This is a genomic window from Acinetobacter sp. YZS-X1-1 (assembly GCF_000804305.1).
In the GTDB taxonomy this organism is placed as follows: Bacteria; Pseudomonadota; Gammaproteobacteria; order Pseudomonadales; family Moraxellaceae; genus Acinetobacter; species Acinetobacter variabilis.
Genome location: NZ_JWHB01000004.1, coordinates 1 through 16,274, shown reverse-complemented (window position 1 = coordinate 16,274; position 16,274 = coordinate 1). Strand labels below are relative to the sequence as shown.

The 16,274-nt window shown below is 41.7% G+C and carries 16 protein-coding genes; 7 read left to right on the top strand and 9 right to left on the bottom strand.

Translation table 11 applies throughout. From position 1 onward, the window contains the following. Positions 1–43: 43 nt before the first annotated feature. Both bfmS and bfmR read right to left on the bottom strand, forming a co-directional pair. A complete protein-coding gene (bfmS, locus tag RJ01_RS03605; RefSeq protein WP_034170086.1) occupies positions 44–1,720 on the bottom strand; it encodes a sensor histidine kinase BfmS in 1,677 nt (558 codons plus the stop codon). 41 nt (positions 1,721–1,761) lie between these two features. Further along, the gene (gene bfmR / locus RJ01_RS03600; protein ID WP_004785097.1) at positions 1,762–2,478 is read right to left on the bottom strand and encodes a response regulator transcription factor BfmR; all 717 of its coding nucleotides are present in this window, start codon (positions 2,476–2,478) and stop codon (positions 1,762–1,764) included. A 569-nt stretch (positions 2,479–3,047) separates the two neighbouring features. Between bfmR and RJ01_RS03595 the strand changes: the two genes are divergently transcribed. The 4 genes from RJ01_RS03595 (at position 3,048) to RJ01_RS03590 (ending at position 7,898) form a co-directional block, all read left to right on the top strand. After that, a complete protein-coding gene (locus RJ01_RS03595; RefSeq protein ID WP_034170085.1) occupies positions 3,048–5,882 on the top strand; it encodes a ribonucleoside-diphosphate reductase subunit alpha in 2,835 nt (944 codons plus the stop codon). A 273-nt stretch (positions 5,883–6,155) separates the two neighbouring features. After that, complete coding sequence (locus RJ01_RS16705; protein WP_255209521.1) at positions 6,156–6,284, top strand: hypothetical protein; 129 nt, start codon at positions 6,156–6,158, stop codon at positions 6,282–6,284. 60 nt (positions 6,285–6,344) lie between these two features. After that, positions 6,345–6,476, top strand: coding sequence for a hypothetical protein (locus RJ01_RS16700; RefSeq protein ID WP_005237071.1), 132 nt, complete (start codon positions 6,345–6,347; stop codon positions 6,474–6,476). A gap of 138 nt (positions 6,477–6,614) precedes the next feature. Continuing rightward, a complete protein-coding gene (locus tag RJ01_RS03590; RefSeq protein ID WP_004785102.1) occupies positions 6,615–7,898 on the top strand; it encodes a ribonucleotide-diphosphate reductase subunit beta in 1,284 nt (427 codons plus the stop codon). A gap of 81 nt (positions 7,899–7,979) precedes the next feature. Here the strand turns inward: RJ01_RS03590 and RJ01_RS03585 are convergent, their stop codons facing one another. Next, on the bottom strand, positions 7,980–8,570 hold the full coding sequence (locus tag RJ01_RS03585) for a DUF4142 domain-containing protein (protein WP_171248449.1): 591 nt from the start codon (positions 8,568–8,570) through the stop codon (positions 7,980–7,982). 555 nt (positions 8,571–9,125) lie between these two features. Between RJ01_RS03585 and RJ01_RS03580 the strand changes: the two genes are divergently transcribed. Continuing rightward, a complete protein-coding gene (locus RJ01_RS03580; RefSeq protein ID WP_034170083.1) occupies positions 9,126–9,734 on the top strand; it encodes a DUF805 domain-containing protein in 609 nt (202 codons plus the stop codon). An 82-nt stretch (positions 9,735–9,816) separates the two neighbouring features. Further along, entirely contained in the window at positions 9,817–10,272 is a 456-nt protein-coding gene (locus RJ01_RS03575) for a hypothetical protein (RefSeq protein ID WP_034170082.1), read from the top strand. A 103-nt stretch (positions 10,273–10,375) separates the two neighbouring features. On the opposite strand, the gene RJ01_RS16695 is transcribed toward RJ01_RS03575, so the two are convergent. From RJ01_RS16695 to RJ01_RS03555, 5 genes are all read right to left on the bottom strand, one after another. After that, the gene (locus RJ01_RS16695) at positions 10,376–10,501 is read right to left on the bottom strand and encodes a hypothetical protein (RefSeq protein WP_261635342.1); all 126 of its coding nucleotides are present in this window, start codon (positions 10,499–10,501) and stop codon (positions 10,376–10,378) included. A gap of 18 nt (positions 10,502–10,519) precedes the next feature. Then, positions 10,520–10,801 (bottom strand): type I secretion C-terminal target domain-containing protein, encoded by a 282-nt coding sequence (locus tag RJ01_RS16275; protein WP_034170081.1) that lies wholly within the window; start codon positions 10,799–10,801, stop codon positions 10,520–10,522. Between the two features lie 219 nt (positions 10,802–11,020). Further along, positions 11,021–12,544: a SwmB domain-containing protein gene (locus RJ01_RS03565; protein WP_034170080.1), complete on the bottom strand. Its 1,524-nt coding sequence runs from the start codon at positions 12,542–12,544 to the stop codon at positions 11,021–11,023. Further along, positions 12,508–13,299, bottom strand: coding sequence for a BapA prefix-like domain-containing protein (locus tag RJ01_RS15595; RefSeq protein ID WP_052209068.1), 792 nt, complete (start codon positions 13,297–13,299; stop codon positions 12,508–12,510). The genes RJ01_RS03565 and RJ01_RS15595 overlap by 37 nt, the downstream gene beginning before the upstream one ends. A gap of 450 nt (positions 13,300–13,749) precedes the next feature. Then, a complete protein-coding gene (locus tag RJ01_RS03555) occupies positions 13,750–14,397 on the bottom strand; it encodes an HAD-IA family hydrolase (protein ID WP_034170079.1) in 648 nt (215 codons plus the stop codon). Between the two features lie 258 nt (positions 14,398–14,655). Between RJ01_RS03555 and RJ01_RS03550 the strand changes: the two genes are divergently transcribed. Then, a complete protein-coding gene (locus tag RJ01_RS03550; protein WP_034170196.1) occupies positions 14,656–15,423 on the top strand; it encodes a hydroxymethylpyrimidine/phosphomethylpyrimidine kinase in 768 nt (255 codons plus the stop codon). Between the two features lie 111 nt (positions 15,424–15,534). On the opposite strand, the gene RJ01_RS03545 is transcribed toward RJ01_RS03550, so the two are convergent. Beyond that, positions 15,535–15,978: a nuclear transport factor 2 family protein gene (locus tag RJ01_RS03545; RefSeq protein WP_034170078.1), complete on the bottom strand. Its 444-nt coding sequence runs from the start codon at positions 15,976–15,978 to the stop codon at positions 15,535–15,537. Between the last annotated feature and the right edge of the window lie 296 nt (positions 15,979–16,274).

Below are 16,274 nucleotides of genomic sequence, written 5' to 3'. Positions count from 1 at the left end.
TAAAAAAACGATACCTATGTATCGTTTTTTCTCACCTAAACTCTTATTCTGATTGATCTGACACTTCAGCTTTTTCCAGTTTTTCGATCGGTTTTTGCTTGATTTTTTTACCGTAACGGCTGGCTGGCCAAATCATGATAAAGCGTGCACCACCCAGTGTCGGACTTTGATCGACCTGAATCTCTCCACCAAACCAGTAGGCAATCCGGCTGACAATAGACAAGCCCAAACCATACCCCCCTGAAGCACGGGTACGACTATCATCCAGTCGGGCAAAAGCTTCAAAGATACGAGCACGGTCAGCTTCCGGAATCCCCGGCCCATCATCTTCTACACAGATATACGCCATGCCCTTAGCGTCTAGTCCGCCGCTGATCAGGATTTTTTGCTCACAGTAGCGTACTGCATTCCCCACCAGATTTTGTACCACACGATGCAGGTAACGTCGTTCAGCTTCTACGGTCACAGGTACTGGCATCGGCAGTACTTCGACTTCTTTGCCAGTTTTTAAAGCATCTGTTTCGACTGCCACCTGATCCAACACTTCAAACAGATCAATATCTTCAAATTCAATTGAAGGCATGCCCTGTTCCAGTTTGGCATAGGTCATGATTTCATCGATCAAGGTATTTAAGGCTTCAATATCTTTATCGATCTGCTCAACCTGCTGCAAGCGATAATCATAGTCATCTTCATCTGCCATCATTTCCACAGCAAAACGAATACGAGCAACAGGTGTACGCAGCTCATGCGATACGGCACGCATCAATTCACGCTGCGCTTCAATCAGACGCTGAATATGATCCGACATATTGTTATAGCTGGAAGCCAGCGTCGCCATCTCATCACTACCCTCTACCGGAAGACGTAATGACATATTGCCAGTTTTCATCTTGTTCAGGGCATAGCTCACTTCACGCAGTTTACGCTGCATTGGCACCAGCAGACCATAAATCCCCAGACTCAAGACAAACAGACTGAGCAAGGTAATCCCGGCAGCTAACTGGAATGGCATCCAGTTAAATAATGGCACTGGCCCCATTACCAGCACTTCAGACGTCGAGCTAGGAATAGGAGAAATGATCGAAATTGTAGTACCGCGAATTGAGGCACTATCACGATATAGAATAATGCTGTGATCTAGACGCAAACGTCCAATCTGCTCGGAATCTAGTGGCAGGCTCTGGACATTTTCGATCGAGATTGGATAAGAGAAATAGTCCTGAATTCGCTTCAGGTATTCTTTTTCCTGACCTGGGTAGTACACCAGATAATCCAGAATAAAGACCGGTAAAGCCTTCATCTGACGTTCAGTAATATTATCCGCCTTAATATAAAGATAATGACTTGGATCATCACGTAGCCCGATGACAATATAAGCTACCCCGGTTTTGGCATCCCAACGCACGACTGCCTTACGGTCAGCCAGACGTCGACCTTCCGCCCGGGTAATATCCACTTTACTAGCTTCGACATAGTAGATCGGCAATTCCAACAGATCAGACGCATCTGAAACCCAATCCATCTTTTGCTGCAGATTAGGCTGTCTCGCAACCCCCTCACTGATGATATATGCCATACCATCAGTTAGGGATTCACGATACTCCTGCGCACGCTGGTAGTTGATGATCTGTACCAGCAGATAGCTAAATACTGCCACCAGGACCACAAGCATGACCAGGCCTGCGTATATCCGCAAAAATATACTGTGTTTAAACACCTATTAATTATCCTGTTTATTCAGGCGGCTAAAGGCACCGATTAGATACCGTTAGTTTCTTTGACGAATAGATAACCTTTACTACGTACTGTTTTAATACGCTTTGGATTTTCAGGATCGTCACCAATCTTTGGACGAATGCGTGAGATACGCACATCAATTGAACGGTCTTGGCCGTCATATTCGATGCCGCGTAAACGCTCAAAGATATCTTCACGTGACAAGATGCGACCCGCATTTGAAGCCAGCAGCCACAACAGGTCATATTCTGCACTGGTAAAGTCAACCAGCTCACCATTTAAGGTCACTGAACGACCACCATTGTCGATGACCAGGTCATCAAATTCGATTCGCTGAGCCACTTCATCCTCAGGTACTTTGTCGGTACGGCGTAATAAAGCACGAATACGAGCCAGCAGGACACGCGGCTGAACCGGTTTAGCGACATAGTCGTCTGCACCCATTTCCAGACCTAAGACCTGATCCATATCTTCAGTACGTGCAGTCAGCATTAAAATCGGTTGATGATAATGTGGACGAACTTCACGACAGATGGTCAAACCATCAGCACCTGGCAACATGACATCTAGAACCACCATGTCTGGTTGCTCAGCAATAATACGACGAATAGCACGGTTGCCATCCGGCTCTACCCCAACCTCAAGACCATTACGGATGAGGTATTCTTGTGTTAAACGAGCAAGACGCTCATCATCTTCAACAATTAGAATTTTAGGTAACTTTTCTTCTTGGCTCATGTGTTGCCCCTTTATTTGATGGACGTATGCTACGGACGTATCCTTTTGAAATCCAATAGATACGTTTTTAATATGCTTGCAATATACACACGTTTACATTGTAAACAAGATAGCGTTCACCAAACCAATACATCAAAGTAGCATTTTGTAATATTTTATCGTGCACATTTCACTCGAATGTGCATTTAACTACCGTTTGTCGGCTTATTTGCATTGATCAAAGCTTAATCTGGACAAAATGTGACTAGTTGATTCAGCCCTTTTTAGTTATCCACAATGTTATCTATAAGCACTTTTTGCCAGCTTTGATATGCTATGCCTTGCCGGATAAGGCTTATGCAAGAATCAATAAAAATTGGGATCTTTTTGCAAAAGATTAAGATAAAACTTCAGAAAAATATTTAGCAAAATGTCAATATTGATCTACCCTAAATTTTCCCGTATCTTGTGTTCAATTAATTTTATAACCACTAGGTCTTGTGTTTATTCCTCGAACACTGTGGCACGATTTTTGCCCAGTTCAAACGGTCCATAAACATAAAAATAGATGACAATGGAGCTATGCTAACATGAGCGTAATCACGTCCACTCCGGGTCAACTTCAGGTGATTAAACGCACCGGTGATGTTGCCGCTTTTGATGCAGAAAAAATTTCTGTTGCAATTGGAAAAGCATTTTTGGCAGTAGAAGGCCAGCAAAGTGCAGATTCGAGCCGTATACACGACCGTATCGAACAATTAACGGAAATGGTTCTGAATACATTCAAACGCCGTTTACCATCGGGTGGCACGATCCATATCGAAGAAATTCAGGATCAGGTTGAACTTGCGCTGATGCGTACTGGCGAACAGAAAGTTGCACGTGCCTATGTCATCTACCGTGAACAACGTTCTGAAGCGCGCAAACAGTTAGGTGCCAACCATCACCCTACACTGCAAGTGACTGATGCAGAAGGCAAGTTAAAACCGCTTGACTTAAGCGAATTAACTGCGACTGTAACTCGCGCTGCTGAAGGCCTTGAAGGAATCGACGTACAGGCGATTGTCGATGAGACCGTAAAAAACCTTTATAACGGCGTAAAAGAGTCTGACATCTCTACCACAATGATGATGGCAACTCGTACCCGTATCGAACAGGAACCTAACTATACATACGTGACTGCACGTCTGTTGCGTGATGACCTAGTGGCAACCGGTTTAGAGTTCTTGGGTCTATCCACTGATACTAATGAAGGTGATGCACTTGAAACTTTCCTGAAAAAAGGGATTGAGTTAGAGCTTCTTTCACCTGAATTGTTAAACTTTGACCTGGCTAAACTGGCTGCAGCGATTCAACCAGAACGTTCAAACCAGTTCACTTACCTAGGTCTGCAAACATTATTTGACCGTTACTTCATCCACTCAGATGGCGTGCGTTTCGAATTGCCGCAATTATTCTTCATGCGTGTGTCTATGGGCCTTGCCCTGAACGAAGACAATCGCGAAGATCGTGCAATCGAGTTCTATAACTTATTGTCTAGCTTCGACTACATGGCGTCTACACCTACCCTGTTCAACTCCGGTACGTTACGTCCACAGTTGTCTAGCTGCTATTTAACTACGATTGATGATGACCTGTTTGACATCTATGGCGCGATGCGTGATAACGCAATGCTGTCTAAATGGGCAGGCGGTTTAGGTAATGACTGGACTCCAGTTCGTGCCCTGAACTCTTACATTAAAGGTACGAACGGTAAGTCTCAAGGTGTGGTGCCGTTCCTTAAAGTTGCCAACGATACTGCTGTTGCAGTAAACCAAGGTGGTAAACGTAAAGGTGCAGTATGTGCATACCTGGAAACCTGGCACCTGGATATCGAAGAATTCCTTGAGCTTCGTAAGAACACTGGTGATGACCGTCGTCGTACTCACGACATGAACACTGCCAACTGGGTTCCTGACTTGTTCATGCAACGTGTATTCGAAGATGCAGAATGGACACTGTTCACCCCTTCTGAAACACCTGATCTTCATGATCTGACTGGTGCAGAATTCGCTGAGCGTTATGCTTACTACGAAAGCATTGCCAAAGAAACAAACATGTTGCACAAGAAAATCCGTGCAAAAGATTTGTGGCGCAAAATGCTGTCTATGCTGTTCGAAACAGGTCACCCTTGGATCACATTCAAAGACGTATGTAACCTACGTTCACCACAACAACACGTGGGTGTGGTTCACTCTTCTAACCTGTGTACAGAAATTACCCTGAACACCAGCAAAGAAGAAATCGCAGTATGTAATTTAGGTTCGATCAACCTGGTACAACACGTTCAAGGCGGCAAGCTAGATCGTGAAAAACTGGCTCGTACAGTAAAAACTGCAGTACGTATGCTCGATAACGTGATCGACATCAACTATTACGCGGTTCCACAAGCACGTAACTCGAACCTGAAACACCGCCCTGTCGGTATGGGTATCATGGGCTTCCAGGATGCGCTTTACGAAATGGGTATGGCTTACGGCTCTGACGCTGCGGTTGAGTTTGCTGATGAATCAATGGAAGTGATTTCTTACTACGCAATTTCAACTTCAAGTGACCTTGCTGTTGAACGCGGTACGTATGAAACATTCAAAGGTTCACTGTGGGATCAAGGTATTTTACCAATCGACTCACTTGACCTGGTTGCGAAAACTCGTCCAGAGCGTATGTTTGAAGTTGACCGTACACAACGTCTGGACTGGGACACTTTACGTGCCAAAGTTCAAAAAGACGGTATGCGCAACTCGAACGTGATGGCGATTGCCCCGACTGCAACCATTTCGAACATCTGTGGTGTATCTCAGTCAATTGAGCCTACATTCCAGAACCTGTATGTGAAATCTAACCTGTCTGGTGAATTCACAGTGATCAACCCGTACCTGGTACGTGCGTTGAAAGAACGTGGTCTTTGGGATGCGGTGATGGTCAACGACCTGAAACACTTCGAAGGTTCAGTACAAAAGATTTCTCGTATTCCTGAAGAGTTGAAAGCGATCTTTGCGACTGCGTTTGAAGTTGAGCCACGCTGGATTGTAGATGCTGCTTCTCGCCGTCAAAAATGGATCGACCAAGCTCAATCTCTGAACCTGTACATCGCGGGTGCCAACGGTAAAAAACTGGACATCACTTACAAGATGGCTTGGTTACGTGGTCTGAAAACGACTTATTACCTACGTGCATTGGGTGCGACTTCTGCTGAGAAATCAACTATTAATACTGGTGCATTGAACGCAGTTAAACCTGCAACCGTTGCGGCTCCTGTAGTTGCAACGCCAGTGGTTGAAGAGAAAAAACCTGAAGCTCCTGTAGAGGAAGAAGGTTTCACTCAAGCAGCGCCAGTGCCACAAGCATGTTCAATTGATAATCCTGATTGTGAGGCTTGTCAGTAATCTGACAGGTTTTAAATCCTCCCCGGCCCTCCTTTAATAAAGGAGGGAGAAAGTCCCCCTTTTATAAAGGGGGATTTAGGGGGATTACGAAATTTAGGCAATAAAAAAGCCCTCTAGCGTCGACCAAAACTAACTAGAAGGCTTTCAATCTCGAAGTGATACCAAGATGGTCACAACGAGGCTGGCATATGAGAATGCGTGAACGATTCTATCATTGAATTAGTTTATGAGCCAGTAAGAGTCATCTTGATTTTGTATCAAGGAGTACTGAGCATGGCTAATAATCAAAAAGCAGCTCGAAGTGCTATCACTGGTCAATACGTTACTTTGGAATATGCTAAAAAGCACCCAAAGACCACGATTGTTGAAACAGTGAAGCCAGCAAAATCATCTAAAAAATGATTTAAACGTGAATCCTAGTTTCGGCTAGGATTCACAAACTAAAAGTAAAAGGAAACCTCAATGCCCCATATGACTCACAATTACATGTTAGGACTTGTGGCATTGATCCTTTCCTTTGCCGTTACCTTTTACGCACCGATTGCTTATTTCTGGTTTAAAGTTCGCCAGCAACAGCGTAAACAAAATAAGTAGTGGGGATTTATCTCTGAACAAATTCAGAGCATTCATCGACAAAACTTAATTTTGTTTACACAAATTGAGCGTATAGTAAGACATCTCAGCACTGCTGGATGTCTAATAAAAGATATAAAGCAACTAGAGAGAATTGATATGTCTATCCTAAGTTGGGACGATTTCGAAGATGATTCGCAAAAACCGGCTGCACCTGAACAGCAGCCTACGCCCGTCGAGCCGAAAAAAACGGCTAATCCGCAGATGGTATCTGATGCAAGCAACACATCGTCGAATGTGGCAGCTGCACAACCCGCTGCAGCCCCTCGAAGCGCAGGATCAAATTCAACCGATTCACTGGCAAGAGCATCTGCTTCCCTAGACCAGCTAGACGTTGCGCCAGGTCTTGAAGAGCTTGAGATGGGTGCACAGCGTGTACAGGTTGATGATAAACGTATGATCAACTGCCGTGCTGACTTGAACCAGTTAGTACCATTCAAATACGAATGGGCTTGGCAAAAATATCTGGATGGTTGTGCCAACCACTGGATGCCTCAAGAAATCAACATGAACCACGACATCGCGTTGTGGAAGTCTGAAAATGGCTTGACTGAAGATGAACGTACCATCGTGATGCGTTCACTGGGCTTCTTCTCTACTGCGGATTCACTGGTTGCAAACAACCTGGTATTGGCGATCTACCGTCACATCACCAACCCTGAATGCCGTCAGTACATTCTGCGTCAGTCATTTGAAGAAGCGATCCATACGCATGCTTACCAGTATTGTATCGAATCTTTAGGTATGGACGAAGGCGAAGTCTTCAACATGTACCGTGAAGTTCCATCAGTAGCACGTAAAGCAGCTTGGGGCCTGAAATATACCCAGTCTCTAAGTGATCCTACTTTCAAAACCGGTACACCAGAAAACGACCAGATCCTGCTTCGCAACCTGATCGCGTTCTACTGTGTCCTTGAAGGTATCTTCTTCTACTGCGGTTTCACCCAAATTCTGTCTATGGGTCGTCGTAACAAGATGAATGGTGTTGCTGAGCAATTCCAGTACATCCTGCGTGATGAATCTATGCACCTGAACTTCGGTATTGATATGATCAACCAGATCAAGATCGAGAACCCACATCTGTGGACTGCTGAATTCCAGCAAGAAGTGATTCAGATGATCCTTGAAGGCACCATGCTTGAAATCGAATATGCACGTGACACGATGCCACGCGGTGTATTGGGCATGAATGCCGGTATGATGGAAGAATACCTGAAATTTATCTGTAACCGTCGCTTGAGCCAGTTAGGCTTACCTGAACAGTTTACTGGTGTGAACAATCCATTCCAGTGGATGTCAGAAATGATGGACCTGCGTAAAGAGAAGAACTTCTTCGAAACTCGCGTAACAGACTACCAAACTGGTGGTGCGTTAAGCTGGTAAGAAATATCACATGATATATAAAGTATTATGATCAAAAAAACCGCCTAAAATGGCGGTTTTTTTATTGGATGAATGCTTAACTTATTTCATCTTTTCAACGATTTGTTCAGCTTTTTTCAGATGTGTCGCTACCGCAGTACGGGTTTGCGTCAACATGCTTTTTAATTCCGCATTTTTCGCATTTGGAATTAATTGTGTGTCCAAAGTGTTCAGGGCTTTACGATGTACTTCAACTTGGCTCATCATATAGTCTTTATCAGCTGCAGATGGCTTGCTCAGGTCAGTAACAATCTTGTCACTATCACTTTGCAATGCCGTACTGAGACTGCTTGCTTGCGGAGTTAATTTTAAACGGTCTGCCAGAGCCTGACCTTTTTTCTCATTCGCTGTATGTTCGCTAATCATCATTTGCGCATACTTACGTGCGTCATCTGTTTTAAGTTTTGGCAAGGCTATTTTTGCCTGTTTGATTTCACCGTTATTGACCGTACTTACAACCTTAATCACTTGACTCTCGGTTAAATGCATTCGACTGTCATTTGATGCTTTAGAATTTGCTTGAGCAGCAGTTGAAGATTGCTGATTCATTGCCATTGTTTGCCCAGCAGTGAATAGCAATACACCACTCATCGCAACACAGTTAATCATCCTCTTCATTGGAATAGCTTTCATCATGGCACCCTTTAATGTTTTATTAATTAAAAATGCCCTTATAAAATAGGTGAATTAGCTTAAAAACAGTGTAATGTCTAAGTTGTTTTATGAGATCAATATATAAGCATTTATTAACTTAAGCAAAGTCTGTTGAGGATTAGTTTCTTATTCAAACTCTACGTAAAAATTCGCAATATATTCATATTGAGTAAAATACTAAAATTAATTAAGTTATTGATTTAAATTATTTCTATAAATCTTAGTATATTCTTAATTATTTTTATAAATCTTAGTATATTCTTAGCTTTATTAAATTTACTTCAGTTTTTCTTCCCTTGAATTATTGCTTATTATTAAAAAAATTAAGAAAATCTAAATTTAATTAAACTATTCATTATCAGCTAAATCAACTTCTTACTAATCAGAATTTCTAACTTTAGATAGTGAAAATTTATTACCTAAATATTTTTATAAAAGCTTGATCTCAAACTAAATTTCCTATGCTACTATCAACCATATATGAATAATATTTATACAAATCCATAATAGCCAGAAGATAAATAGAGAGGGCTTATGAAAGGTTCCATCCTGGATTTTTCTATTCAAGATAATACGGGTTTTATCACAGGGGATGATCACAACCGCTACAGTTTTAGCGGTGCAGACTGGCGTGGACAACGCCCTCCATCACGCGGTGACCGGGTTGATTTTATTGTTAACTCAACCGGTCAGGCAGCAGATATTTATCTGGCTTTGGGCAGCTCGATTCATCTGGGAGAAAGCATTAGCAATCAGATTAACAAATATTCCAATCTGGATCAGGCTGAAGAGAATTATAGCAGTATCGACTGGTTTGTAAAATGTCTAACCAATTATGCAAATTTTTCTGGTCGTGCACGCCGTAAAGAATTTTGGTTCTTTATGCTGTTTTGTGTAATTTTAGGCATTATTAGTGAAGTCATTGATGCAGTTTTAGGGACCAAACCTTTGGTGAATGGCCTGCTAAATTTAGCTCTTTTACTCCCAAGTCTGGCTGTAGGGGCGCGTCGTTTACATGACATTGGACGCTCTGGATGGTGGCAATTGCTTGTGCTTACAGGGATAGGAATAATTTTACTCATCATCTGGTGGGCAAGTGATACCAAAAAAGAAAATAATGAATATGGCGCTCCTGCCAAGTAATGGAACATTACATATCCCGTCTTGATACGGGATGTGTTTATAGATTATTTAATTTAATATCAAAGCAATACGTGGGCAATTCATGCTGCAAGATCAGTTATCCAAACTTCCCAATGCAATATGGGTGCAAATTTATAAAGATAAAATGCAACTGATGGACAATGAGGGCACGATTGTGCAAACAATGGTCCCTCCCGTTCCCTATGCGCATGAACGCAGCATTATTGCTGACTTTAAGGCTGCCTCAGAAACCCTAAAACAGCTGGTATCTACTTCAATTGTTCAAAAACTTTGGGGCTCTACAACGCTGCTGCAAGTTATGGATATGCCTGAAGAGGGTCTGACAGCTCTTGAACAGCGTGCCCTGCTAGAGTTAGGTTATGAAAATAGTGCACAAAAGGTGATTCTGTATGATCCTGAAGGCCAGGAAATTACGAAAGCAAGCTTGAGCACCACATATCCTAAAACCAATCTAAAAATCTTTCTGGTTATCTTAATTGTCGTCATTGCTGCTTCTATCTGGTTTTTAACACTTTAAATGCCCATGTAAAATTAAAAAATCCCGCATCAAGCGGGATTTTTTAATTGAAGTTCAATGACATCACAAATTTTTATGAATAATCCATTTTAAAAACTTCTGGTTAGATTGGATTATATTTAATGATGTCATTCAGCTGTAAAGTTGCACTGTCTACATTCTGCAATATCAGCAAATCAGCGCGCGCAAAGGTGGTATCGGTATCGGAACCATCACGATCGATCGTCACGACTGTATCATCTCCACGTTATTCGAGCGTGATATAGTTCCCCAGATTTGATGCATCTACTGCCTGATCACTTAATAATGCAGAGACATCGATGGTATCACCTTCAACTGCATTGAAGTCAGTCCAGGTATCTGTACCATTGCCGCCTGTTGCATCAGCATTATTCAGTAAATAATAGATCGCTGTGTCTGCTCCTGCACCACCCGTCAGGATGTCATCACCTGCGCCACCCTGTAACAGGTTATCTGCTGGATCATCAGCATAGTTAAGAATCTGGTTTACGCGATCAATATTAATCACCAGATTTGCTGAAGCACTTTCCTGATCGGCCTGTCCCGCATTACGCGTTACTGTATATTCAAATACCTCACTGAGTAATGGGCTCTGTCCTACTGAACTATTGTATTCATAACTGAAATTACCATTTTCATAGAGTTTGAGCTCACCATACGTCCCTTCGATAATGGTAAAGTTATCTCCCTCATCACTTAAATCGAAAGTTACTGGCTGCCCATTAATCTAAGTTAATACGCCACCCGCCCAATTATCCGCTTGTGTGCCGTCGGCTGAAGTTTCCTGAATATTGCCTGTTGCACGGTAGATTTCTCTATTAACTTCGTAGACTTCAGCAGTGGTTCCACCAAATAGCGTTAATGGATTACTTAAGGCTTCTTGAGCGATCAGGTCTATCAAGCCATCAACAGTAGGCAAAACATCACCCAGCCCTAAAGTACTCAGCAATGTATTTAATGATCCTAGTAAGGTATTTAAACCAGTCGTCAGGCCAGTATCTTCAAGCACGGTATCTAGCAAAATATCGCTAACTAATGGTTCTACCAGGTTATCGAATAATGCCTGACCTGCACCGTCTACCCCTTCTAAAATTCCATTTAGAAGCGCATCTAATGCTGTACCCAATCCTAAGGTAGTTAATAGGAATCCTAATGCCCCGCCTCCATTCCCTGCAAGTAAACTCCCTACGGAGGTATTGTATACATCAGTTAATATTGGGCGAACTAGTATGTTATCCAGAGCCAGTGACAAAACTGAATCAACTGCTGTGGTTAAAGTATTTATAATTGGTACAGAAGAACCTGTAGTTAAATCCAATAACTCACGAAGTGTCAATTGCTCCAGAATTCCACGAGGATCAGCATTTTGGCCAGTCAAGGTAGCTTCCAGTAGACCTAATACGGTATCTGACACCAGATTGTTAACCGTGTTATCCCCTAAACTTGCTAGATCTATAGTGGTCAGGATATCTGCTAATTGTGAAGAATCACCATATACAGAGACTTCATAGATTCCAGCAGACAAGTCATTAATATCTAGCTTCAATCCTTGAGCATCTGCCACTCCACCCAGTAGCTCCAGTCCCAATGCACCAGCAATCAAGCCGCCTTGACTGGTATTTGCTGAAGCGACCTCAAATTCTTCGACAGTGGTTGTATTACGTACTACGAAAGTAAAGGCATTAGCCAAGCCAACCAGATTTTCTTGCTGTACAGCGATCACTACACTAGAAGTATTTTCCTCAATCGTAAAACCGACTACGGCAACTTCCGAAGTGCCATTGAGCACGTCGATACCACTACTATCACTATATGTTGCCACTACAGTCGCATCTTGTGATCCTTCCAAAATTGCGGACACATTATCATCGGTAAGATTCAGTAAACGTTCTGAATTATTTACAACTCCATTGGGTAGATCCGCTGTAGTAAAGCTTGCGGCATCATTCCCTGCCAAGTCCTGAATTGCATTGTCATCATTTCCAGGGGTTGGATCAGTATATTCAACACTAACGCTCTGCCCAGCTGTAATCACTGGATTGGTAATCATCGTGAGGATATTTCCATCGGCAGCAATATTGATCACATCGACTGTAGTCTGATCTGGAGCTGTACCGATTGTAACGACTAGACTATCTAAAGGTGGTAAATTGTCTGCATCTAGAGTTTCGTTAAAACTAAGTTCGATATTGCCATTGGCATTAACTTCGGCAGCTAAAAGTACGGGCCCACTAATATCCGGATTCTGCACTCCCTTACATCATCTGAATCCAGATCTTCTAATACATTCCCTTCTGAATCCTTAATTCCCTGATTATCATCAGGTGTACTATCCTGATATTCAACCGTAACTTCTTGTCCGTCCCGGATCTCTGGTTCCGTAATCAGGATAATCTTATCATCTTGTACAATAATATCGGTGACGGGAATTTCTTCTCCATCCACAACTACTGTGAAATCTTCAGCGCGTGGATTTGAACCATTTATATTTTCATCGAAACTCAGTTCAAGCTGGCCTTCTTCATTCACAATGACGCCGGTTAACTTCGGCGGACTCATATCCCGATTATCCGAACTACTTCCTGAGGATGAGCCTCCACCTGCCGCTGCCGCAATAGCTCCTAGAGCCAGTGCTCCACCCAGCCAAGGTAAAACACCCGCAGCTACGGTTCCACTCTCAGCCAGATCTCCTGTAAGCGAGTGATATTGAATCGTATCGAGCATTACCCCATTTTCATCAGTAAATTCCGCCGAGTACAATTGGCCTTCATGCTCAAAAACGATTCGATTATCATTCACTGCATAATCAAAATAATTTTCGATCGTAATAGTTTCACCATTTTTAAAATGGATAACAGCCGAATTACCTTGACGCTTAATTTTTGCCACTTCATCAATCGTGGCATTTACCTTAATCACTGATTTTTCGGTTAAATTCACAATATTAGTATTAATATACTGAATTAATTCTCCATTCTCTGCAGACAATATCTGTATATTCGCCATATTATTCCCATCCTTTTTTATAATCTATTTATTGCTTAAATTAAACGTGAAATACATATCATCAAAATCAAGGGATGAGAATCTGAAAAATGTTATCTTTAATTTGTTACCAAATATTGAAAACATAGTGAAATGAATAAATTAAAAACTTATTATAAAATTAAGCTGTTGAATTTTAATATTTTATATAGATTTAAATAAATAGATATTAAAATATGTAAAATATGTTTTTGTGAATTATAATTAAACTATGACATTCACCACATAAAATACATTATTATATTTATGTAAGCCTAAAAAATATTAGAACAAAAGTATACAAATAATTAATCAAGTTAACGCAATAAAATAGATTTCTATTCAAAAGATAAAGTTAAAAATTATTGTTAATAATGAATATAAAAAATGCTCCTAAACATAGAAGCATTTTATTTTAATGAAAATAAAAAATTATTTTAAATAGTTTAATAAATGACTAAAGTTCTCAATCATATACTTAGGCTGTGCCTGCTGTAATTCAATTTCTGAACCATAGCCGTATTTGACTGCAATCGACTCAATCCCGTTATGGCGGGCACCAAAAATATCATGCTCACGGTCCCCCACCATAATGCATTGATCAGCCTGCATGCCTTGTTGTTCCAGAATATACTGAATCAGTTCCCCTTTATTGGTCCGATCACCATTCAGCTCACTGCCATAAATCTCAGTAAAATACTGGACCAGATTAAAATGTTCCAGAATCTGTTTGGCATAAACGGTTGGTTTTGCTGTTGCGAGAAACAGACGATAACTACGGCGTTTAAGTTCCGCCAGAGTTTCAGCTACGTCTTCAAAGACGTGATTTTCATATAGACCAGTCACTGCGAAACGCTCACGATATGCCATTAGTGCCTGTTCAGCCAGAGTATCATCCGCATCTACATTCAGAATTTTGGCTAACGAAGCTTTTAGAGGAGGCCCGATAATCCAGTCAATATTCGTGTCTTCACTGATCGGATGACCCACCTTTTCCAGACCATAGCGGGCAGAAGTCGTAATCCCCACTTTTGGGTCAGTTAATGTACCATCCAAGTCAATTAAAATATTCTGAATCACACCTTGTCCCCTATATTTGCAACCGACATCATTTCATATCGTGAGTATAGCCAGATTTCTCTACGCTAAAGCAATTATTAGGCCATAAAAACAAGCCAATAACGCCCATTTACAGGGCAATCATTCCTGTATTTTAATCAGAGAAAACATTCGAAATTTTACCTGACAGACAGTTCTTGCAAGTGATAGAAATTAATATCGAGAGTTTGAATAAATTTGCCTATACTAAGGCAATTTTAGTGAATGAAGGACATCATTTTGCGACCTACCGTACTTTGCTTTTCAGGTTTAGATCCTTCAGGTGGAGCAGGCATTCAAGCAGATATTGAAGCCATCGGTCAAAGTGGTGCTCATGCTGCAATTGCCTGTACAGCCCTGACCATCCAGAACTCGCAACAAGTCTTTGGTTTTGAAGCAACTTCAAAGGAATTACTGCTGGCTCAGGCCAATGCCGTGGTAAAGGATCTACCGATCCGCTGTGTTAAATCAGGCATGCTGGGTACTACTGAAAATATTGAGGCGCTGGCAGAATTTCTAACAGCGCATGCAGATTATCAGTATGTACTGGATCCGGTGCTGGTAGCCAACAGTGGTGGCTCACTCGGCAATCAGGCCACACTGGTCAAAGCGTTTAAACAACTGATTCCACTAGCCACGATTTTAACTCCGAATACAGTTGAGTTGCGTGCCCTAACAGGTGAACAGGATTTAGATCAAGCCACGCAGAAACTGTTTGAAATGGGTGCTCACGCGATTCTGGTTAAAGGCGGCCATGAAGATACTCCCGACTATATCCAGAACCGTCTATATATTCAGGGTGAATTGATCAACGAAACCCGTTGCCCGCGTCTGGAGGGTGAATATCACGGCTCAGGCTGTTCATTAGCAAGTTTTATTGCCGGACGTCTAGCCTTGGGTGACCAGTTAAAAACAGCCGTACAACATGCAGAAACCTGGTTATTTGGTGTATTAAAGAATGCGGAAATTCCGGTACCGGATGGTCAGCGGATTCCAAAACGTTTCTAATCTTCCCTAAATAAAAAAGCCTGAACGATTCAGGCTTTTTATGGTGATTTTTTTCAAGAATGGACAAATAGACATGATGATCTTGTTACAATGAAATTTAAAACTTGCGCCTTAACCTGCCAGTTTCACAGGACGCAGTTTTTCAGTTTTCTCCTGAACAGGAACAGAAATATGTTGATAATGCAATTGCCAATGATCTTGCTGTTTGCTCAAGACCATGCTGAAGCGGCACCATTGTAAAGGAAAATATCGTTCCATCGCCGCATAGGCAATCCGGACATACCCATATACGAAAGCCATGTCATTATTGACCTGAATGGTGACCTCCTGCCGTTCAACGCGCATACCATTGTTGCGCATATATGGGCGGTACTGTTGCCATGCAGCCTGATAAGCCTCAATCCCTTTCAGCTCGGAGCTAATATCAATCAGACAGACATCTGGTCGGCAAAGTTGACGAATTTCGCTGAATTCAAGTGAACAAATAGCTTGATCCCATTTTTGTAAAAATGTCCTGACTTCCTGAGCCAGACATTCTTCCCCTATTATTTTCATTGAATACCTCTCTATAAGGTTTTATTCAGACTTGAAAACCGAGATTTCAAGCATCTCATCATTTTTCAGTCTTTCTTGTTTTTCATTATTTTTAATTATGTGGATGGGTTCTGGTTTTACCCATCCCCCATAGATCAGGTCAAAAATGTGACCTAATACCTAAAATTACACCATTTTTTAATCATAGGCAAAATTTTCTGATCAACTACAATCATCAGGTGAATTTTGACTGATTATTTAAATTTTTATGCTCTAGGGCGTGTCATCATTTGAAGAATTGGTTTTAAATACTTAAA

Coding starts and splice junctions, on each gene's coding strand:
- bfmR (WP_004785097.1), bottom strand. CDS start 2,478: ATGAGCCAAGAAGAAAAGTTACCTAAAATTCTAATTGTTGAAGATGAT.
- RJ01_RS03595 (WP_034170085.1), top strand. CDS start 3,048: ATGAGCGTAATCACGTCCACTCCGGGTCAACTTCAGGTGATTAAACGC.
- RJ01_RS16705 (WP_255209521.1), top strand. CDS start 6,156: ATGGCTAATAATCAAAAAGCAGCTCGAAGTGCTATCACTGGTCAATAC.
- RJ01_RS16700 (WP_005237071.1), top strand. CDS start 6,345: ATGCCCCATATGACTCACAATTACATGTTAGGACTTGTGGCATTGATC.
- RJ01_RS03590 (WP_004785102.1), top strand. CDS start 6,615: ATGTCTATCCTAAGTTGGGACGATTTCGAAGATGATTCGCAAAAACCG.
- RJ01_RS03585 (WP_171248449.1), bottom strand. CDS start 8,570: ATGAAAGCTATTCCAATGAAGAGGATGATTAACTGTGTTGCGATGAGT.
- RJ01_RS03580 (WP_034170083.1), top strand. CDS start 9,126: ATGAAAGGTTCCATCCTGGATTTTTCTATTCAAGATAATACGGGTTTT.
- RJ01_RS03575 (WP_034170082.1), top strand. CDS start 9,817: ATGCTGCAAGATCAGTTATCCAAACTTCCCAATGCAATATGGGTGCAA.
- RJ01_RS15595 (WP_052209068.1), bottom strand. CDS start 13,299: ATGGCGAATATACAGATATTGTCTGCAGAGAATGGAGAATTAATTCAG.
- RJ01_RS03545 (WP_034170078.1), bottom strand. CDS start 15,978: ATGAAAATAATAGGGGAAGAATGTCTGGCTCAGGAAGTCAGGACATTT.